Origin of the sequence: Helicobacter anatolicus (assembly GCF_021300615.1) — a bacterium.
Lineage (GTDB): Bacteria > Campylobacterota > Campylobacteria > Campylobacterales > Helicobacteraceae > Helicobacter_H > Helicobacter_H anatolicus.
On the sequence record NZ_JAJTMY010000001.1, the window covers coordinates 140,226 to 161,812 of the forward strand.

Annotated in this window: 20 protein-coding genes; 10 read left to right on the forward strand and 10 right to left on the reverse strand. The window is 32.5% G+C overall.

The genetic code is table 11. The features are described from left to right. Position 1: 1 nt before the first annotated feature. Positions 2-760 carry a HugZ family heme oxygenase gene (locus tag LW133_RS00825; protein WP_233075526.1) on the reverse strand — a complete coding sequence of 253 codons (759 nt, stop codon included), beginning with the start codon at positions 758-760 and terminating at the stop codon, positions 2-4. Between the two features lie 70 nt (positions 761-830). Further along, the gene (locus LW133_RS00830; protein WP_233075527.1) at positions 831-3,044 is read right to left on the reverse strand and encodes a TonB-dependent receptor; all 2,214 of its coding nucleotides are present in this window, start codon (positions 3,042-3,044) and stop codon (positions 831-833) included. Positions 3,045-3,327: 283 nt separating this feature from the next. Here LW133_RS00830 and LW133_RS00835 point away from each other — a divergent pair, with 283 nt between their 5' ends. Genes LW133_RS00835 through LW133_RS00850 form a run of 4 tightly spaced genes read left to right on the forward strand, consistent with a single transcriptional unit; the run spans position 3,328 to position 7,676 of the window. Further along, complete coding sequence (locus tag LW133_RS00835; protein WP_233075528.1) at positions 3,328-5,373, forward strand: carbon starvation CstA family protein; 2,046 nt, start codon at positions 3,328-3,330, stop codon at positions 5,371-5,373. Next, entirely contained in the window at positions 5,360-5,554 is a 195-nt protein-coding gene (locus tag LW133_RS00840) for a YbdD/YjiX family protein (protein WP_233036899.1), read from the forward strand. Before LW133_RS00835 ends, LW133_RS00840 begins: the two co-directional genes overlap by 14 nt. A gap of 43 nt (positions 5,555-5,597) precedes the next feature. Continuing rightward, complete coding sequence (proB, locus tag LW133_RS00845; protein WP_233075529.1) at positions 5,598-6,407, forward strand: glutamate 5-kinase; 810 nt, start codon at positions 5,598-5,600, stop codon at positions 6,405-6,407. Between the two features lie 18 nt (positions 6,408-6,425). Continuing rightward, positions 6,426-7,676: a glutamate-5-semialdehyde dehydrogenase gene (locus tag LW133_RS00850; RefSeq protein WP_233075530.1), complete on the forward strand. Its 1,251-nt coding sequence runs from the start codon at positions 6,426-6,428 to the stop codon at positions 7,674-7,676. Positions 7,677-7,709: 33 nt separating this feature from the next. Here the strand turns inward: LW133_RS00850 and LW133_RS00855 are convergent, their stop codons facing one another. The 8 genes from LW133_RS00855 to tgt form a co-directional block, all read right to left on the reverse strand. Continuing rightward, entirely contained in the window at positions 7,710-8,573 is an 864-nt protein-coding gene (locus LW133_RS00855; RefSeq protein ID WP_233075531.1) for a damage-control phosphatase ARMT1 family protein, read from the reverse strand. Further along, positions 8,570-9,031, reverse strand: coding sequence for a DUF3972 domain-containing protein (locus LW133_RS00860; RefSeq protein ID WP_233075532.1), 462 nt, complete (start codon positions 9,029-9,031; stop codon positions 8,570-8,572). Before LW133_RS00860 ends, LW133_RS00855 begins: the two co-directional genes overlap by 4 nt. Further along, positions 9,031-9,807, reverse strand: a complete 777-nt coding sequence (gene motB / locus LW133_RS00865) for a flagellar motor protein MotB (RefSeq protein ID WP_233075533.1) — start codon at positions 9,805-9,807, stop codon at positions 9,031-9,033. Before motB ends, LW133_RS00860 begins: the two co-directional genes overlap by 1 nt. A gap of 3 nt (positions 9,808-9,810) precedes the next feature. After that, complete coding sequence (gene motA / locus LW133_RS00870) at positions 9,811-10,581, reverse strand: flagellar motor stator protein MotA (protein ID WP_233075534.1); 771 nt, start codon at positions 10,579-10,581, stop codon at positions 9,811-9,813. 659 nt (positions 10,582-11,240) lie between these two features. Then, a complete protein-coding gene (locus tag LW133_RS00875; protein ID WP_233075535.1) occupies positions 11,241-11,942 on the reverse strand; it encodes an energy transducer TonB in 702 nt (233 codons plus the stop codon). Continuing rightward, positions 11,908-12,291: a TonB system transport protein ExbD gene (gene exbD, locus LW133_RS00880; protein ID WP_233076167.1), complete on the reverse strand. Its 384-nt coding sequence runs from the start codon at positions 12,289-12,291 to the stop codon at positions 11,908-11,910. The genes LW133_RS00875 and exbD overlap by 35 nt, the downstream gene beginning before the upstream one ends. Continuing rightward, a complete protein-coding gene (gene exbB, locus LW133_RS00885) occupies positions 12,278-12,706 on the reverse strand; it encodes a TonB-system energizer ExbB (protein WP_233075536.1) in 429 nt (142 codons plus the stop codon). Before exbB ends, exbD begins: the two co-directional genes overlap by 14 nt. Before the next feature lie 321 nt (positions 12,707-13,027). Continuing rightward, positions 13,028-14,152 carry a tRNA guanosine(34) transglycosylase Tgt gene (gene tgt, locus LW133_RS00890; RefSeq protein WP_233075537.1) on the reverse strand — a complete coding sequence of 375 codons (1,125 nt, stop codon included), beginning with the start codon at positions 14,150-14,152 and terminating at the stop codon, positions 13,028-13,030. Between the two features lie 57 nt (positions 14,153-14,209). Here tgt and LW133_RS00895 point away from each other — a divergent pair, with 57 nt between their 5' ends. Genes LW133_RS00895 through LW133_RS00920 form a run of 6 tightly spaced genes read left to right on the forward strand, consistent with a single transcriptional unit; the run spans position 14,210 to position 21,545 of the window. Next, positions 14,210-15,649 carry a COG3400 family protein gene (locus LW133_RS00895; protein ID WP_233075538.1) on the forward strand — a complete coding sequence of 480 codons (1,440 nt, stop codon included), beginning with the start codon at positions 14,210-14,212 and terminating at the stop codon, positions 15,647-15,649. Then, entirely contained in the window at positions 15,639-16,685 is a 1,047-nt protein-coding gene (gene aroB, locus LW133_RS00900) for a 3-dehydroquinate synthase (RefSeq protein ID WP_233075539.1), read from the forward strand. The genes LW133_RS00895 and aroB overlap by 11 nt, the downstream gene beginning before the upstream one ends. After that, on the forward strand, positions 16,682-18,274 hold the full coding sequence (locus LW133_RS00905; RefSeq protein WP_332908882.1) for a mechanosensitive ion channel domain-containing protein: 1,593 nt from the start codon (positions 16,682-16,684) through the stop codon (positions 18,272-18,274). Before aroB ends, LW133_RS00905 begins: the two co-directional genes overlap by 4 nt. Continuing rightward, entirely contained in the window at positions 18,274-19,521 is a 1,248-nt protein-coding gene (mtaB, locus tag LW133_RS00910; RefSeq protein WP_233075540.1) for a tRNA (N(6)-L-threonylcarbamoyladenosine(37)-C(2))-methylthiotransferase MtaB, read from the forward strand. Before LW133_RS00905 ends, mtaB begins: the two co-directional genes overlap by 1 nt. Then, positions 19,508-21,088 (forward strand): AAA family ATPase, encoded by a 1,581-nt coding sequence (locus LW133_RS00915; RefSeq protein ID WP_233075541.1) that lies wholly within the window; start codon positions 19,508-19,510, stop codon positions 21,086-21,088. The genes mtaB and LW133_RS00915 overlap by 14 nt, the downstream gene beginning before the upstream one ends. Before the next feature lies 1 nt (position 21,089). Next, a complete protein-coding gene (locus LW133_RS00920) occupies positions 21,090-21,545 on the forward strand; it encodes a hypothetical protein (RefSeq protein ID WP_233075542.1) in 456 nt (151 codons plus the stop codon). Positions 21,546-21,587 lie beyond the last annotated feature (42 nt).

A 21,587-nucleotide genomic window follows, 5' to 3' on the forward strand; every position in this document is an offset into this window, starting at 1 on the left:
TTTATTTATGTGCACGTTCGTGTGGGTTCCCTGTGATTCCAATATGTGCTATTTCACCGCTGTCAGAAATCATATAGGCTTGACCAAATCCCTTAACAAACCTACCGCTTTTAAATTTTAATTCTATAAGATGGAAATCTGTAAAATTGCGAATAGTTTTAATTCCACCATCTCCCTGCATATTTTTTTCCAAAGTATCTAGAGCATCTTCAAATTCTTGAGAATCTCTAGGGATAAAAATCGCTTCTGCTTGATAACGCAATCTTTTTCTTAAGATGATTGATTTTGCTTTGCACTCATCTTCTAAAAACATTACTTCTATTTTTTTAGGATTATTTTTGATGTTGTCAAAATGTTCCGCAGTCGCGCTGATGTAGATATAGTTTTTTGTCGTAGTTTGAATAAGAGGTGCATATGAGCTAAGCGGAAATCCTTCTTGATTAGCTGTAGCAAGGATACAAGAACCAAAAGATTTGCGAAACTCTTTGATTTCTTCTTTCACTTTTTCAAATTCCAGTGTTTTTGGGACACTTTGGCATAGCTCAATAATTGCTTGTTTAATAGTATTTGCATCTGCTTTTTGTGGAAATTCTATGCGTAAGGTTTCTTTGTTGTTATACAAAAGATCAATACCGCCAAAATCTACACTCTGCATAATTACTTCACTGACATTTTCCGCATTACCAAATTTTTTACATAAGCCAATCATTTCGGCTTTGTGATGTTCATTCATGTGTTTTAAAATATTTGAAAAATCCATTTTTTACTCCTTTAATTATTTTTTTGCCTACCACCCACCCAAAAGATCAATAAAAACTATTTAATTAAAGTTAAAAAGCATATCGTCCCTCTAGGAAAATACTGCGCCCTTGTGCGTATTGATAATTAAATCCTGTTGTATAATCCGTGGTACTTGAATTATAATAGCTAAAATAGAGCGTGTCAAATAGATTGCGGATTCCAGCCGTGATGGAAAAATGTTTGATTTTATAATCTATACCAATATCTGTTAAAGAATAGGCTTTAATATTTTTTTGCGCAAAATCCTTTTGTGTTCCTATAAAAGAATTTTGTGTCCAAAGTTTTAGATTTTCTAAAATTGCATAGCTAAGACCAAGGGTAACTTTATAATTACTTACATAAGGAATTAAATCCCCTTTTTGATAAGTTGCATTTTTTGGTGCTTTAAGGATTCTAGCATCAATATAAGTGAAGCTTTGATTGAAAGATAGGGCATTGTTAAAAAAACTTTGCTCGCTATAAAGTTCAATACCGGTGCGTTGTGTGAGATCATAATTTCCTACACTTATGCCACCAACAGCATGCGCTGTTCCATTAGTGTAAATTTCATTTTGTGTTAGAGTGTAAAAGATTGCGCCTGATAAAAATAAATGCTCGGTTATATTAAGTTTGGTTCCTAATTCTAAAGTATGGTAAGTTTCTGATTTTACATTACTAGCGCTATAATTATTGTTTGTGTCTCTTTGAGTAAGTTTATCGGGATTTGGAGAGAGAAAACCTTTTTCATATTTTGCATACAAGTCCCCTCCTCCTAGGACATTTTTAAAATCAAAAGAGTATTTTGGTGTAAGTTCTAGAGCAAAATTATTTGTAATTTCATTGATATTATAAGTCCAAGGACATCCTTCTTCTGGTTTGCAAAATGGTTTGGTTGTGATGGTGCCCATATTAGGAGCAGTTGTGTATCCACTTCTATCACTTTTTCTATTGCCTCCATATTTTGCAATTTCATATCTAGCACCTGCGGTTAATGAAAAAGATTTACTAAAGTTGTATTTTTCTATCGCAAATAAAGAATTGCTAAATTTATAAGGGATAACCTGTGTGATAATTGTATGATCAAGATCTAAGTAGGGGGGTTGTGAAACAACATAATTAAGATTGAGTTTTCTATTACCTTGATTGAAGATAGAATCTATCCCAATAATAAATAAACCGTTTTTGTGATTGTGGTTGATTTTGGTTTGAAAGCCTAGTTTTTGATCGATAAAATAACTTCCATTTTGCGAGACATCTTGAATATAGCTCACACCTCTTCCTGAGGCATTAAACCAAATATCTTGTATATTTTTAGCATAGTAATTTTTATAGTAATGATAGAATAATTTGCTTTGTATGCTAAGATTTTGATATTGATAATCATAACTTAGGGTTGCATCTAAGCGATCTTGTATAAGATGAATAATCCCCTCACCCGCATTATAGCGTTTGTCTTTTGAAGGGAGATTGTTATTTAGGTTGGGAGAAGTGCCACCTATACTCATTAGAAGTGGTGGAGTAGTGTTAATAAAGCCTTTAAAATAGCTTGCTTCAAAGCTAAGAGAGTGGTTAGGGTTGATATCATAAGTAATAGAAGCACCGATATTAAAGGTATTGCTTTCATCTCCTTGTCGATATCCTTTTTTATAAAAATATCTTCCGCTAAGTGTGTAATATAAATTAGAAACAATTTCTCCTCCAAATCTTGCATCAGTAGAGATTTGAGACCCAAAAGCATCGGGACTTTGTGGAACACCGCTATAATTAATGCCTAGATTTGGGCTAAATTTTTTATATCTTTTTTTGGTGATGATATTTACTACTCCGCCTCTTGTTCCATTACCATACATTACTGCACCGCCACCTGGTAGGATTTCAATACTCTCAATATCGCTTGGATTGATAGAATTAATAGGAGTGACTCCATGAGAAGAATCTAACATGTTAAGCGAGATACCATTAAGTAGAATTTGAGTATTGACATTAGCACTATTGCCTTGACCTCTTAGATCGATATTGCCTCCAAGACCTGTATTGCTTATGCCTACAAAAGGCGTATAAGCAAAAATATCTTCTGTGTTTTTATAGCCTTTATTTTCAATCATTTCTTTGTCGATGAGATAGACATTGCGATTTAGCTCATCAAGTTTAGATTCAAATCCGTGAGTTATAATTTTATCAAGCTTTTTTACTTCAGAGACATTTTGTTCTTCTGCAAAGATTGAAGAACAATAAGCTAAGCATAATAAAAATATTTTTTTCATTATTGATTCCTTAATAAATAATATAAATTTTTTCGCGGATTTTAATATATTAAAGCTTAAATTATAATAATAGTTATTATAATTGAAACTATAAGTTATTTTAAAAACTTGTTGTATGCAACTCAAATCAATACAATCAAAACTATTAAAAATATATTTTTTTAAGATTAAGGTGGGTATTTATGTAACATATTTTATTTTTAATGTAACAGAATGGATAAAAATATTTTAAAAATTTTGTTTTTTTCTTAAGATTGGTGGCCTATAAATTAAGGAGAAAGATGTGTTAAAAAAAGTATTATGGTTTGTGGTTGCCTTGATAGGTGCTTGGTGCTTTTCTATTTTGGCATTGCATAGAGGTGAGAGTATTTCTGCAATTTATTTAGTAGTTGCTGCAGTGTGTATTTATGTAATTGCTTATAGATTTTATAGCTACTTTATTGCCTATAGAGTTTTAGAGCTTGATGAAAAAAGAATTACTCCTGCACAATATAACAATGATGGTAGGGATTTTGTTCCTACAAATAAATTTATTTTATTTGGTCATCATTTTGCCGCAATTGCTGGTGCTGGACCATTGGTAGGACCAATTTTAGCAGCTCAAATGGGGTATTTACCCTCCATGATATGGATTTTGGTAGGTGGTGTATTAGCAGGTAGTGTACATGATTTTGTTGTGCTTTTTGCTTCTTCTAGAAGAAATGGTCGTTCTTTGGGAGAGATGATTAAAGATGAATTAGGCAAGGGTGCAGGATCTATTGCAAGTCTTGCAATTTTTGGCATCATGATTATTATCATTGCGATTTTAGCGATGGTAGTTGTAAAAGCATTAGCAGAATCTCCTTGGGGGACATTTAGTATTTTTATGACAATTCCTATTGCGATTTTTATGGGGATTTATATGCGTTATTTGCGTCCTGGTATGGTGGGTGAGGCAAGTATTATTGGGTTTATTTTATTGATGATTGCTTTGTATTATGGGCATGTAGTTGCTAAAGATCCTGTATTAGCAGCATTTTTTACCTTTGATGCTCCAACTTTGGCGATTATGATTATTGCTTATGGATTTATTGCTAGTATTTTACCCGTATGGCTTTTATTGGCACCAAGAGATTATTTGAGTACATTTTTAAAAATTGGTGTAATTGTGGGAATGGCACTATCTATTTGTATTGTAATGCCAGATTTAAAAATGCCAGCATTGACAAAATTTATTGATGGAACTGGGCCTGTGTTTGCAGGAAGTATTTTTCCATTTTTATTTATTACTATTGCTTGTGGTGCAATCAGTGGATTTCATGCGTTAATTTCTAGTGGAACGACTCCAAAAATGTTAGAAAAAGAAACTCATGCTAGAATGGTGGGATATGGATCCATGCTTATGGAATCAGCGGTTGCAATTATGGCATTGATTGCTGCTTGTATTTTAGAGCCAGGAGTTTATTTTGCTATCAATAGTCCAATGGCAGTGCTTGGTGGAGATGCGTATTCTGCAAGTGCAGCGATTGCAAATTTTGGTTTTGTGGTGAATCCAGAGGATATTATGCTTTTGACAGAGCAAATTGGCGAGAATACGATTTTATCAAGAACAGGTGGAGCACCAACTTTTGCAATTGGCTTAGCATTAATTATGCATCAATTAATTGGTGGCGAAGCAATGATGGCATTTTGGTATCATTTTGCTATTTTATTTGAAGCACTTTTTATTTTGACTGCGGTAGATGCGGGAACAAGGACTTGTCGCTTTATGATTCAAGATATGTTAGGAAATATTTATAAGCCACTTGGTAATACAAAATCTCTTTTTGCGGGATTATTTGCTACAACTTTGTGTGTTTGTGCATGGGGATATTTTCTTTATCAAGGAGCAATTGATCCACAGGGCGGAATCTTTACTTTGTGGCCATTATTTGGTGTGAGTAATCAGATGTTAGCATTAATGGCTTTGATGCTTGTGTTTGTGATTCTTTTCAAGATGGGGAAGATGAGGTATGTTGCCGTAGTTGCTTTGCCGGCAATTTTTCTTTTTGCAGTAACAATGAGTGCGGGTATGCAAAAAATATTACCAAGCAATGGTGATAATATACGCGATAAAGTAAGCCATGTTGCTGTGGCTCAAAATATTGCGAAAAAATTAGATTCTATGGATGGGGTAGAAAAAAGTAAGGCAAAAAGTCGCATGATAAATAATTTGATTAATGCAATTTTGTGTGGGTTTTTTATGCTTGCAACTTGTGTAGTAGTTTTCCGATCTTTATGGCTTAGCAGGGAATGTTTTTATGGACGATGCAAGATTTCTTTGTGCGAGGAAAAATATGAAAAAGTTTAGAGAGATTTATAAGAAATTAGAAAGGTTTTTCCATCTTTTGGTGGGAATACCTAGTTATGATAAATATTTAGAATATCATTATAAGTATCATCCTAATTGTCAGCCTAAAACAAGAAGAGAATTTTTTTTGGAAGCACAAGAAAAGCGTTATGGTAATGATGGGTCAAAAAAATGCTGTTGATTTTTCTTTTTGGCTATAATTTTGTCAAATTTTAGGGATTATAGTGGAAAGAGAAAAGATCAAAAATGCAAAAAGAATTGTGCTAAAAGTCGGTACAACTTCTTTGATTTATGAAAATGGAAATTTAAATTTTGAGCGAATTGAAAAAATTTCTCAAGTTTTAAGCGATGTGTTTAATAGCGGTAAAGAAGTAATTTTGGTGACCTCTGGAGCTATTGGTGTAGGTAGAAAAAAAATGCATTTTAATACAAAACCCCAAAGCGTGCAAGAAAAACAAGCTTGTGCATCGGTGGGGCAAGTAGTTTTGATGCAGATTTATTCTAAAATGTTTGGTGAGTATGGATATGGTATAGGGCAGATTCTACTTACAAAAGATGTGGTAGAAAATCCGCGAAGCAAAGAAAATGTTCGTAATACTTTCGAAACACTTTTGCAACATAGAATTATTCCCATTGTAAATGAAAATGATAGTGTTTCTATTGATGAAATTAAAAATATTTCAAGATTTGGAGATAATGATAGTTTGGCTGCTGTGGTAGCACTTATTGTTGAGGCAGATTTGTTAATTATTCTTTCTGATATTGATGGTTTTTATAATAAAAACCCAAAAATATATAAAGATGCGGTGTTGTTAGATTGTGTTAAGGAAATTACAGAGGATATTAAAAAAGCTGCAGAAGGGAGCGGAAGTGATTTTGGTACAGGGGGAATGCGTACAAAAATTGAGGCTGCACAGATGGTGGTAAATCATGGGTGTGATATGATTCTTACAAGTAGTGAAAATCCAAAAGCAATTTTAGAGATACTTAAAGGCGCACCTGTAGGGACATTATTTGTAGCAAAAGATAAGTGAAAATCTTTGAGGATAGAGATGCAAAAGGATCAGGAAGAAATTTATCAGCAAGTTTTAGAAGCAAAAAAAGAGGCTTATAACCTTTTAAATGTCACAAGTGAGGAAAAAAATTTTGCATTAGCAAAAATAGCACAAGCACTGTGTGAAAATAGAGTGCAGATTATAAAGGCAAATCAAAGGGATTTAAAAGAACAAGTAGGAAAATCGCAAGCGTTTTTGGATCGTTTGAGTTTTGGAGAAGAGAGGATTTTTGCAAGCATTAAAGGGATTGAAAAAATTATTTCTCTTAAGGATTTTATTGGTAATGTAGAGAATCTTAATATTATGCCAAATGGTTTGCAAATTGGTCAAAAAATTGTTCCGCTAGGAGTGGTAGGGATAATTTATGAAGCGCGTCCAAATGTAACTTGCGATGCAATAGCTTTGTGTCTAAAAACATCAAATGCAGTAATTTTAAAAGGTGGTAAGGAGGCATTAAATACAAATAAGGCAATTGTAGAAATTGTTAAAAAAGCCTTAGAACAAACAAAAATTCCTAAAAATTGTGTGCAATTGATTACAAATACAGATAGAGAGGGTACGAAGTTTTTGATGGGGTTGTATGGGCTTATTGATGTGCTTATTCCACGCGGTGGAAGTGGGCTAATAAAAAGTGTAGTGGAAAATTCTAAAGTACCAGTGATTGAGACGGGTGTAGGAAATTGTCATATCTTTGTTGATGAATTTGCAGATTTTGAGATGGCAAAAGATATTGTTATTAATGCAAAAACAAGTCGTGTTTCTGTGTGTAATGCTGCAGAAAAGCTTTTAGTGCATAGAAAGATCGCACAAGATTTTCTTCCACAGATTATAGAGAGATTGCAAAAAGAGGGTGTAGAGATAGTGGGGGATAATCAAGTGTGTACTTATGGTAAAAATATTTCATTGGCTACGCAGAAGGATTATTTTGAGGAGTATTTGGATCTTAAAATCTGTATTAAAATTGTAGATGATTTAAAGGATGCGATTTTGCATATTAATACTTATAGCTCTCATCATTCAGAATCTATTATTACAAAGGATTATGCAAATGCGCAGGAATTTTTAAAAGCTATAGATTCTGCTGTAGTGTATGTGAATGCTTCTACAAGATTTAGTGATGGAGAAGAATTTGGGCTTGGTGGAGAGATTGGCATCAGTACACAAAAACTTCATGCAAGAGGACCTATGGGGCTTAGGGCTTTGAGTACGAGTAAGTATATTGTCTATGGTAATGGGCAAATTAGATAATTTGAAATTAAATTTATCGGTATTTTTTAGATTTTAGGCTTTATTTTGTTTGAAAATCATTTTCCCAAGCGGGATTTTAAGAAAATCTGAGACAACCTGACATTTAATTTTGAAAAGAAAAAAGAGGTTATCTTTTTTATGAGATTCTAAACATTCAAAATTACCCATTCCTTTGGCTAAAATTAGATCTGCTTGATTAAAAAGTTGTTGGATATGTTGTGGGGCATCTTCATAGAGAAAGCCAGGTGTTTGCATTGTGCTATCTATTGGGGTGCAAAATTGTGCAATAGGCGTGCATAGAGGATTTTCTGTAATATCTTTAAATGTGAGATCATTGATAATTGGCTTTCCTCTTGTGAGATATAAGATATTAAGACTAGGATAGAGTTTTTTTAAATTTTCAATCAAGATTGCATCAAAGAGATTTTCACCCGCATTGTCGGCTAGATAGAGTAGAGTACTTGTATTTTGCAACCTTTCTTGAAAATTAGGAAGATCAAAAATTGCAAAATCAAGTTTAGAGTCAAAATTATCAAATGAAAATTGTGTTTGTGAACCATAATCAATTACATTTCCTAGAGCAGCAATTTTTATGCTTTCTTCAAGTAGATTAGTTTGTGTGTATTGCTGTAGTTTTTTTCGCAATTCTTGGGTAATTTCATAGGCTTTTTTGATACAAGATTTTTTAATAGGTGCATATATATCTTCTTGTTTTGTGATTTTGGCGAGATTTTTATAAATAGGGTATGCTATTTTGGGAGGTGGACAAGAGGGGGATTGACGCAAAAGCAATGAAGTTTGCTGTAGGATTTTTTGCTCTTCTTGATGTGGAAAAAGTTGCAAGGTGTTTTTGATTTGATTATAAATGCATTCATGGCATTTTGGCATAGCATTCATTCTTTAATCATCCCCATATTTCCTATTTTTCCCCACATTAATTGGTGTTTGCGTTTTAAAAAGCGTATTTCTTCTTCTTTTTGTTCCAACTCTTCCTCTTTTTTAGCAAGCAATTTATCTTTTTTTTGTGCTTCTTCTTGGAGTTCTAAAAGCGTATCTTTTAAAAGAGTATTCTCTTCTTGCAAGACTAAATCTTGTGTTTGAGATTGTGCAATAAGTTGTTCGTATAAAAAAGTAAGAATCTGTAGCGTTTTTTCTAAAAAAATTGGCTCCAGGGTTTTGGAATTCATTTGAATTGCTACGAGTTGATTTTCTATTTTTTGCAAAAAAAGATTAATTCCATCTTTTATAAAAATAAAAGTGCTTTCGTTTTCATTGACAAGATTGGTTTTTTCTTCAATTTCTTGTTTTGTAAGATTTGTAGCTTGGAGAAAGTCCTCTAGTGGCATATATGGCATTATTGTATCTTTCTGTCAAGGATAGATTGTACATTGCGTACACTATTTGGGTCGGCTGATAAAAATATTTCTACACGATTGTTTTTTGCACGATTAATTAGTGTTGTGTTAGGAAATAATGGATCGTTTTTACCGTATGAAGTAAACGAAAGTCTATCTTGGGCAACACCATTTTGTATTAAAGTACGCATAACATTTAATGCTCTTTCTGCTGCTAACACATAATGATCTTTATATTTTGAATTATAAGGAAGAGGGGCATTATCTGTGTAGCCTTTAATGTTGATTTTTACTTGCGGTGGAAATTTTCTAATTATATTTGCCATGTTATGCAAATAATCTCTCGCTTCATTATTTATAAGCTTTGCACTTCCAGATTCAAAAAATAAACTAGATGGTAATTGTAGAGTAATACCTTGTTCAATTTGCTCTAACACGCCACCTTCTTGTACAAGTTGTTCCAATTGAACAATATTTTCTACTGTCTTAATTGCTGTAGAATCTTGAGCTTGTTGTGTTTTTTCCCCATCTTGAAGTTCTGTAGTATCGCCAGGATCAGGAGGGATAGGGGTTACAGGCTGTAATGTATCAGGTTTGGGTGGCGCATCAAAAATCTTGATAAATTCAAGTTTTAAGGCTTCTACTTTTGCTTTATTTTGTGCAGAAATTGCATAGAGCGCAATAAAAAGCGCAAGCAATAAAGAAAGGAAGTCTGCATAAGGGACCGCCCATTTTTCTCCAGCAGGACATTCAGGACATTTCTTTTTCTTTGCCATTACTTACTCAAATTGTGAAATTTTAGGATTTCCAGGTGTGATATAGCCTAGTAGTTTTGCTTCAAGATTTCTAGGATTATCGCCATTTGCAATACCAATAACACCTTCTAGTATAACGGTTTTTTCTTTAATAATATCATGTGAGTTGGCTTTAAGTTTGTTGCCCCAAGGACCAAAAATTGCATAAGCACACATAATCCCCGTAACAGTTGCAGTAAATGCTCCTGCAATACCTGCAGCCATTTCTGCGGGATTGTCAAGTTTTTGGAGGGCAAGCATAAGACCCATAACCGCACCTACAAGTCCAAAAGTTGGAGCAGATTCTCCTGCAACTAGCCAATAGTGTGCGGCACCATGATAATATTCTTCAAGTTGTTCAATTTGGATTTCCATATCTTCTTTTACGGCTTTACTTTCTTTGCCATCAATAATCATAGAAAGTGCTTCACGCATAAAATCATCTTCTACTTGTGCAACTTTAGCTTCTAGTGATAAAATTCCATCTTTTCTTGCTAAATTCGCAAATTCAATGAGTGTTTTAATGGTTTCATTGAGATTGACTTTTGAACCTGCAAATATGAGTTTTATTTCCTTGAATCCTGCTTTGATATATTGGGCATGTGTGCCTGTCATTGCAGAGAAAAGAGCGGTAGGGATAATAATAATAACGGAGCTGATATGGATAAGATGAAGTGGGTTTCCTCCTTCTAAAATATCCCCGACAGCAATAGAAGTTATTGCCAAAAGCATTCCTAAAAGAGTTGATAAATCCATAAAACTACCTAATGAAAATAATATTTTTTCCATTATAACAAAAAAAGTTCTTGTTTATGCTATCTTCCTTGTTGAGATAGAAAAAAATTGTAGTTTAAAGATATGTTAATCAAGTAGTTTTTACATGTTTACCATTAACTGATTTAGTATAATCTTTATTCTTATAAGGGAAGTATTTTTGTGTTTATAGTATTTTAAAATATATTCACTAGGTTTGATTATTATAACACTACCTAGAAAAATAAAATTTATTAAGGTAGTTAAGTTTTTATAGAAGCTATGTTAAGGATAATTTGCTTGCATAGAGAAGTATGATTCTTTACTGATTACGGAAGTAAAATTTTTAAGACTTGCTTTTGTAGTGATCTATATTTTCATGATGTGGTTATAGAAAGTGAAATTTCTTTATCATTAATAATATTTATACTACTAAGCTTTGATTAGTTTCTTGTGTTGATTTTATTATTTTAAATAATAGCTTAATGTTGCAAATATGGTTTGGATAGCAATTCTAAAAGTAGAAGTTTTCTAAAGTGATGAAAGAATATTTTTTCACCTTTTAAAATAATATTGTATAGGGACTAAAAAAATAAAACAAAATTTACCAAGAAAATATTATTAAAACAAGGAATATGTTTAATAATGAAGACTGGGGTAAATTAACCTCTTGCAAGACTATAAATAATAGGCACTTTTATGCGCACTTTTTGTTTAGGTATTGGAAAATATCTTGATGCAGTGTCAACAGCCTTAAGCGCGGTTTTGTTTAAAATTTCTCCCGCAGTGCTTTGTAAGATTTTCAGACCTTCTAAACTTCCATCGATATTAAGGATAAATTCCACAGTAACCTCACCTTCTAAACCCCTGATTCTTGCAATTCTTGGATAAGGATTGTTATTTGAGATTGCTATTCTGATTTTAGATAAAAATTCATCACTAATACCTTGATTGTAGGCTAGAGTTTCAGCATTTGCCCCTTCTTGGGTGACATTAGATGCTTTTTGTTTCTCATCACTTTCTTGAGGATTTGTCTTAGAGATTTCCTCTTTTGGTGTTTCTTTTGGCACTACTTCTTGTTTTTTTGGTTTTTTTTGAGGCTTTTTCTTATGCTTTTTTTTCTTAGGTTTAGGTTTTTCTTGTTTAGGGGGTGCTTTTGAAAAATTTGTTTGATTGCCTCCGCTATTAACGCTCGCAACTTTCATGGTGATTGTATGATTGCCATTTTCTTGAACACTGATAACTTTTGAAGCATTAAAATCAAAAAATACAAGAAAAATAGTAAGATAAATTGCCCCTGCGCAAATAAATCCTATGATATTTGGTTGTTTAATCTTTTCTTGTAGAAATTGCAAAATTTTCATGATTTTTTTCCTTCAAGATATCTAGAATTTTGACAAAAATTTCAAATTTAGATTCCTTATCACTTTTAAGTTCAATTAAAGTTTTGGCATCTACTGTTGCTATAGAATCTTTGAGTTGATGGAATTCTATAGGTTTATCATCGAGATAAATAAAATTATTTGAATCTACTGTGATTACTACGTGTTTTTCTTCTTGAGATTGTTGTGCAGAATCTGCTTGTGGAACTTCCACTTTAATTTTTCCTTGCGCAATAAAAGTAGAAATGCTAAGCACAATTGCTAGCAAAACAAGCATAATATCGATAAATGGAACGATATTTAGCCCTTCACCTCTTTTAATTTTCATGATGTATTGCCTTGTATTTATTGATAATAAGATCAATTTTTCTTAATAGAATATTATAAAGCATTAATGCAGGTATAGCAACCAAAAGCCCCGCTCCTGTCGCTTCCAGTGCCAAAGAGAGATCAGCCATAATTTTTTTAGCATCAATATCACTTCCTAAACTCATACCATAAAAAGTTACAATAATTCCACCAACAGTACCAAGTAATCCGATATAAGGGGCATTAGAATAAATAATATAAATTGCAGTCATATGTTTTGTGAGGGATTCTTCAAGGGAATCTAGGGATTTAAAAGCTTTAAGATCAATTTTTTTGAAAAATAAAAAACGCTCAACGCTAAACCAAATAACAATAAAACCCATAAAACCAAGTATAGAAAAAATAATATAGTCTAGATAAAGTCTCAAAAATTCCATATTGAAGAATCCTAATTAGTAATTTTAAGAATAATTCTAATGATTATAACATTTTAAGAATAATTTTTAATATTAATTTTTAAATCTTTTTGATTTGAGGAATAGATAAATATTTTTTTGTGATTATAGTTAAAAATTAAATTAAGAGGGGCGAAGTAATGCTTCTTGAGGTTTTTTAAAAGCTGAAACTTAGTAAAAATAAGCAAGGATTTATTATTTTTGTGTTCCAATATCTTGGAAAAAATAAACAATAAGTAGAAGATGTGATTTGTAATTTGAATAAAACTATGAGTAATTATAAAAATAAAAAAAAAGATTGTCTTAAAAAGAAGACTCTCTTTTGGCATAAAATGTTTTTTTGAAGTTTTGGTATTTTTCTTGCAAAATCGCCTCTCTTGCTTCTTTCATTAAGGTAAGGTAATAATGGAGATTGTGTAAGGTTGCTAAACGAAAATAAGTGATTTCATTAGCACGATAAAGATGGTGTAAATAAGCACGAGAAAAATTTTGGCATGTGTAGCATGTGCATGCAGGATCTAAAGCAATATCTTGTGTTTTGTATTGTGAAGATTTGATATTTAATCTTCCAAAACTTGTAAATAGACTACCATTTCTTGCATTGCGGCTAGGCATTACACAATCAAACATATCTACCCCGCGATCAATAGCTTCAATTAAATTTTCTGGTGTGCCTACACCCATAAGATAGCGTGGTTTATGGATTGGTGTGTATGCGTTGACATATTCAATACTTGCATACATTTCTTCAGCACTTTCACCTACTGCAAGCCCCCCGATTGCATAACCATCAAACCCTTCCATGGCACAAAGTTCTTTAGCGCTTTGTTCGCGCATTTCTTTGTCGCTACCTCCTTGAATAATTGCAAAAAGATTGTTTTGTCTATCTGTATTTTTTTTAATAGTTTGATGATATTCTAAGCTTTGTTTTGCCCATCTGGTTGTGGTTTTGATAGATTGGAGGATTCTATCTTTTGGTGCAGGAAGACCAATGAGATCATCAAGCACCATCATAATATCGCTATTAAGGTTATATTGAATATCTAAGACTTTTTTGGGTGTGAAAAAATGCCTGCTACCATCAATATGGGATTTAAAAAGTATGCCATCATCTTGTTTTTTTGTATCCCCAAGACTGAAGGCTTGGAATCCGCCACTATCTGTAAGGAAGCTGTTTGGGTATTTATTAAAATGGTGCAGCCCTCCTAAATCCCTAATAATTTTATCCCCTGGTCGAAGGTAAAGATGATAGGTATTTGCTAAAATAATTTTGGTTTGGAGATGTGTGGTGAGATCTATAAAATCTAACCCTTTTACACATGCTTGCGTACCTACGGGCATAAAAATTGGAGTGAGTATCGTGGAATGTGCAGTTTGTATTGTGGTAGCGCGTGCAGAATTATCTATTTTATCAATTTTAAAATCCATATTAAAAACCTTGACTTTGGTATAATATATTCTATTAATTTTACTAAGGGGTTTTTGGTGAAAAAAGTTGTCTTAATTTTAGATGGAATTGTAGCAAAAAATTTTTTACAAGTTGTGTTGGAAAAATATTTTAGTAATAATACTTATATTATTGTTAGCAATGATGAAACAATGATTCCAGAAGAAATCCCCAGTAGTTTTAGTTTTCATATTTTTGATGCAACTTCATCTTTTAGGCTTTTGGGTGTTTTGGATCCTGAGGTGAGCGATTGTTTTATTTTAATGCAGGATCTTAAAGAGCGTAAGGTGGTTTATGATATTGTGCGAAATGCATATAAGGATATGAGAATTATTGTAGATGTGCGACATAAAGAAGAAGCTAGGGATTATGATCATGAAAAAACTTTATTGATCGATGAATCTGTTTTGATTTCTGGTGCAATGATTGCAAAATTGCCCAATGTTCCCTTGATACCTCAGGGATTTGGACTTGGTGTGGGTGAAGTAATGGAGATTAATGTGCCATTTGGCAGTGCTTATGCTTATCGACACATCGGTTCAATTCATCAAAAAGATTATCGTATCGCAGGGATTTATCGTCATAATGAATTTATTTTGAGCAATTATTCTTTGACAATCCAACCCACAGATACTTTGCTTGTAGTTGGGGATCCAAAGGTGCTTACTACGGTATATCGTCAAGTAAAAAGTGATATGGGGCAGTTTCCAGCTCCATTTGGAAAGGATATTTATCTTTATATCGATATGATTAAACAGGATTTTAATGAATTGATGCATGATATTTCTCAAGCTATTTATTTGCACAATCAATTGCGAAATACGCGATTATATATTTATGTGTTACACCCAAGTGATATGGATATTATACGAGAGATAAAGGCAGTGGATACAAAAGATGTGAGTGTAATTTTTAATTATCAAGGGGAAGATTTTTGTGAAGCTTTTAAAAAGCACCAAAAGCTAAAAATTGGCTTATTAGTTATTAACCCTAAACTTTTTAGACAAAAGAAGGTGAGGAGAGTATTATTTGCAAGTGGAGTGCCTGTATTTAAAACAAGCTATAAAGATATTGCACATGCTAAAACCAGTCTTGTGGTGCTTAATGAAGATATGAATCAAGGAGAAAATCTTTCTTCTGTGATTTTTGATATTTCCATGCAAATGAATCTTGATATTACAATTTATGATTTTGAGCCTGATAAAAACCATCAAGATGAAATGGTAAGAGAGTATCAAAATCTCTCAAGAATTTACGATAAAAAAGTTTTGGTTAATAAGACGAATACAAAAAATCCTATTGTGTATCTTAGGGAGCATAAAGAACCAGTTTTGCATTTTTTACCTTTTGAGCGTTGTATTGCAGGGGGTATGAATTTTATTAATTTTCTTTCCACAAGGATAGAAAAAATTTCTTTTATGTCAGAAGAACATCCGCAAATTTTCATCCCTGTGTTGGAGAAACTAGATGAGCACTAAAATTGAAATAAGCACACAGACAGAAAGATATGTAATCAATTTTGGTATATTAGAAAAACTAGAACTTGGTGAATATAGTAAAGTTTTGTTGGTGACAAATCATGTGGTAGGGGGATTGCATCTTGATAGGGTTATGTCAAAAATTACACATCAAGATCTTAGTATATTGCTTTTAGATGATGGGGAAGAGAATAAAAATTTTGTTACTTTGCAAAAAATCATAGATTTTGCCTTACAAAAACAATTAGATCGTAAATCTGTAATGATTGCACTAGGGGGTGGGGTGATTAGTGATATTGTTGGATTTGCAAGTGGAATTTATCAAAGAGGCATTGCATTTATTAATATTCCTACAACGCTTTTAGCGCAAGTTGATGCTTCTGTAGGGGGTAAAACAGGGATAAATACTACATATGGTAAGAATCTTGTAGGGCTTTTTCATCAGCCAAGTGCAGTGTATATTGATACAGATTTTTTACAAACTTTGCCTACAAGAGAATTTATATCAGGAATTGCAGAGATTATTAAAATTGCAGTATGTTTTGATTTTGAATTTTTTGCATTTTTAGAAAAGTGTGATTTGAAAAATCCACAAGATTTGCAAAAAGCTGTACAAAAAAGTGTAGCCTTAAAAGCTAAAGTTGTTGCTAAGGATGAAAAAGAAAGAGGTGTGAGAGCAGGGTTAAATTATGGACATACTTTTGGTCATGTGATTGAGTTAGAGACAGAATATAAAAAATATTTACATGGTGAAGCAGTGGCTATGGGTATTTTGATGGCAAATGTTTTGGCATATAAAGAAGGGTTGCTTACATTGCAAGAAAAAGATCGTATTTTTCAATTATTGCAAACTTATGGTTTGGCCTTGCATTATGAAATTAAAAACACAGAGCTTTTTTATCAAAAGTTTTTTCTTGATAAAAAAACACAAAATCAAAAATTACATTTTGTATTGCCTGATGGAATTGGCAATGTGCGGATTTGTAATGATATTGCAAAAGATAGAATCATGGAAGTTTTGGGAGAGTTTTCTTGAAAAAAATAGTATTTACAATAATGGTATTGGGGAGTTTTTTGTTTGCACAGGATACTAAGCAAAAGCAAGAACGATTAGAAGAACTAACAAGGCAGATTGAGAATTTTGACAAAGATATTCAGTTTAATAATAATATTTGGATTAAAAAATATGCAAATTTTGAAAACTATAATAAGGTGGGTGCACAAATCAACGATCTTGAAAAGGAATTAAAAAAATACAGAAATTTGCCAAATTCTCGTGATAATGGTTTTAGAATCCAACAGATTGAAACACAAATTGAAACTTTGCAACAACAATTAGCTTTGCTTAGTGCCTTTAAAGATAATCCCTTTAAAGATCTTTTGAAAAAGCCAGAGATTCCAGAAATACCCGATATTACAAATCCAATTGCAATTATAGGAGGGTTTGGGTTTGTAAAGAATTTAGAAAATCAAGAAAAAAATCTTACAAGGCGTTTGCATAGTTTGCAAGGAGCATTGGAGATTTTGAAGAAAAAATTTGATTTATTGCAAGAGGTATATCACTTGGATTCTAAGGCAAATAAAAATCAATATTATCAATTGCAGACAAAAATCTTAGAATTGCAATCTGCTGAAGATATTTTAGAAACAACAATTGATGTGTATACAAAAGAGAGTGATGAAATCTCTTATAAAATTTCCTTACAAATCAAAGGACAAATTTTTAAGGTAATTTATATTATTGTTGCGATTTTAGTCAGTATAGGAATAGCGATTACCTTCAAGGTTTTTACGCGTAAATATATCCAGGATAATGAGCGTGCTTATGTAGCATCAAAAATTATTAATTTTTTTAATATCACGGTAATTATCTTAATTTTACTTTTTGCATATTTAGAAAACGTTACCTATTTAGTAGCGGTGCTAGGATTTGCCTCTGCGGGTCTTGCAATCGCTATGAAAGACTTGTTTATGAGTATTTTAGGATGGTTTGTTATCACAATTGGTGGAAGTGTGCATGTAGGTGATAGAATTCGTGTAACTAAAGATGGAAGTACATATGTTGGCGATGTTTTGGATATTTCAATCCTTAGGATTACACTTTATGAAGATGTCACACTAACCACCTTTCTTGATACAAGGCGCGCAGGAAGGATTATTTTTGTTCCTAATAACTATATTTTTACGACAATGTTTTCAAATTATACGCATGGTGGGATGAAAACGGTTTGGGATGGTGTAGACTTTACTATTACTTTTGATAGCAATATTGCTAGGGCTTGTGAAATTGCAAACGAGGTGGCTACAAAATATTCCAAAGGATATGCAGAAATTACAAGAAAGCAGCTTAATAAAATGCGCAATCGTTATTCTTTGAGAAACGCAAATGTTGAACCTAAAACTTTTAGTCTTTTAGAAAATAATGGTGTAAAAATTTCTGTTTGGTATCAAACTAACGCTTATGCTACTTTAGGACTTAGAAGCACGATTTCTATGGAGATTGTGGAGAGACTTTTAAAAGAGCCTGATATTTCTATCGCTTATACAACAACAAAATTGGTAAAAGATGGTACAGATGGTTTTGGTAATAAAAAAGCGGATAAATATCCAATAGAGGTGAATTAATGAAAGTATATTTTAAAACTTTTGGATGTAGGACAAATCTTTTTGATACACAGGTGATGCGTGAGAATATTAAAAATTTTGTGGTAACAGAAAATGAGGATGAAGCAGATATTGTAGTTGTGAATTCTTGCACAGTTACAAATGGTGCTGATGCTGGCGTGAGAAGTTATGTAAACAAGATTTATCGTAGTGGAAAAAAAATTTATTTTACAGGGTGCGGTGTAAAGACACAAGGAAAACAACTTTTTGATAAAAATCTAATTTTTGGAAGTTTTGGACATACATATAAAGAAAATATCGACAAATTTTTACAGGAATCTCAACGATTTTTTTATGAAGAATCTAGCAATGCAAATCATATTGATAAAACTTTGGTGAGTGAGTTTGTTGGCAAGGTGCGTGCTTTTATTAAGGTGCAAGAGGGTTGTGATTTTGCGTGTAGTTATTGTATTATCCCTGCGGTAAGAGGAGTGGCACGCAGTTATATGCAAGATAAAGTTTTACAACAAGTAGAAGTTTTGGCACAAAATGGGGTAAGTGAGATTGTTTTAACAGGTACAAATGTTGGGAGTTATGGCAAGGATTTGGGAAGTAGTATTGCAAAGCTAATTAAAGAGATTGCTAAAATTAATGGTATTAAGCGTATTCGTGTAGGAAGTTTAGAGCCAAGCCAAATTGATGAAGAGTTTTTAGAACTTTTGGAATCTGAATTTTTGGAGCGTCATTTACATATTGCATTACAGCATTCCTCAGATCAAATGCTTAAAATTATGAATCGTCACAATCGTGTAAAAACCGATAGAGAACTTTTGGAAAAAATTGCAAATAAGGGTTTTGCTATTGGGACAGATTTTATTGTGGGGCATCCTGGAGAGACAGATGATGTATGGAATGAAGCATTTTTAAATTTACAAGCCTTGCCTTTGACACATATTCATCCTTTTATTTATTCTGTGCGTGATAATACTCCATCTGCAAAAATGAAAAATACAATTCACGGAGATGTGGCCAAGGCACGCTTGCATCAGATTAATGATTTGATTATGCAAAAAAATTTGGAATTTAGAAAAAAAATGATTGGAAAAGAATTGCAAGTTTTGGTAGAAAGTGGAGAGGGCGGAATCTATAATGGTTTGGATCAATTTTTTAATAGAATTAAAATAAAAAGTCAGCAATACTTAAAGAATAATTGGATAAATTTAACCACATATGAGATAGGAATAAAGGGAAATAGTGCAGAAATCTAAGAGTTTATATATCGGAATTGTTGGCATCGGTATTGTGATTTTGTTGTTTGCGATATTGTTTTTACGCGATCGTAGTATTTTGGTGAGTGCAAAAAAATTTCAACAATTGGTACAAATGGATTTAGTGCTTGATGCGCAAATGGATTCTAAATATCTCTATTTTCAGGTAAATAAAAAAATGTACCATGTATATAAAGAAGTTTTAGATACAGAAACATTAAAAAATTTAAGAATCTCAAGTAGAGGGGATTATCAAGGAGTGTATGTAATTTTTCTTGTTTTTGTAGTGGTTTTAGGTGGAGTTTTGTGGAAAAAAAGAAGGAGAGAAAAAAAAGATTTCGTACAATTAAAAAATAAAGAAGAGGATTATAATAAAATCAGACCTATAGAATCTGATGTGAGATTTGAAGATGTAGCTGGTGTGAGTGCGGTAAAAGAAGAGTTTTTTGATGTAATTGATTTTTTAAAAAATACAAAAAAATATCAAGATATGGGAATAGTGATTCCTAGAGGTGTTTTATTGGTAGGACCACCGGGGGTAGGAAAAACCTTGATTGCAAAGGCTGTGGCAACAGAAGCGGGAGTTCCATTTTTTTACCAGAGCGGCACTTCTTTTGTGCAAATTTATACAGGAATGGGAGCAAAAAGAGTGAGGGAGCTTTTTTCTGCTGCAAAAAAAAATGCTCCTGCAATTATTTTTATTGATGAGATTGATGCTTTAGGAAAGGCTAGAGGTGGGGCTAATCGAAGTGATGAGCGAGAATCTACACTAAATGAGCTTTTGGTACAAATGGATGGCTTTGATAAAAATAGTGGCATTGTGGTGATTGGTGCTACAAATAGAGTAGAGGTTTTAGATGAAGCACTTTTAAGAAGTGGGCGTTTTGATAAAAAAGTATTTTTGGAATTACCTAACCTTGAGGATCGAAAAAAAATTTTGTTTGTGCACTTGCGAGATAAAAATCATGAACTTGATGTTGATGGGATTGCTAGAATTTGTGTGGGATTTAGTGGAGCTACTTTGGCATCTCTTGTTAATGAAGCTGCGATACATGCTTTAAAACAGAGGAGAGATAAAATCCAACAAGAGGATGTTTTGGCGATTAAGGATAAAGTTTTTTCAGGAAAAAAAATGTATTCTTATACAGATTTGGAACAAAGAGAACTTATGGGGATTTATCAGAGTTCAAAAGCTTTGGGTGCCTATTTGCTTGAATTGGAGTATGAAAAAGTGACATTGATAGGAGACTTTTTGATTTTAAATGATAGTTCGATCTTATCTCAAAGTTATTTGAAGAAAAAAATTAAATTTTATTTGAGTGGTATGCTTGGGCTAATGCTTTTAAAGAATGAGCGCTATACACTTGGAGATATAGACTTAGGGCATGCAAAATCTATTATTAAAGAAGCAGAAAAATATCATATGGATTTGGAATTAGTGCAGTGTGAGAGAGAATTTTTGGAAGAATTAAAACCTTATAAAGATGTAATAGCAAAAATCAATCAAAGACTTTTGGAAAAAGAAGAGTTGGATTTTGAAACATTGCAAGAAATAGTGCGGAGCTGAAGTGTATTTTAGTGATTTTTGTTTGCAGGGTGAAGAGAGAGTTTTTGATTTCTTAAATCTTGGAGCATATGATATTGCGGGGTTTGGTTATGGTGCCTATGAAGCATTTTGTTATGCATATCAAAGGGTTTTACATGGTTATCGAGTACAAAAATTGGTTTTGATAGCACCATTTTTTGATTCTAAAATCTACTTACATGAAGTAAAAAAAAATTATAAAAATCATATAAGGTTTGCAGAGTTTTTAATACAAGAAAAAGCTCTAGAATCTCCAGATTGGCGTGAGACTGATTTAAAAATTTTGCAAGATTGTGGAGTGGAGCTAGAAGTTTATATTGGAGGTAAAAGTCCGATAGGAGAAAGTGAAAAAGTATTAGAATTTTTTAGAAAATTTGGTACAGTGTATTTTTTAAAAAATTTTTCCCATTTTGTTGATCAGTTTAGTTTTTTAGCATAAAAATGTGGAGTTGTTAAAAGTCTTAGAGGCAAGAGCCCCTAA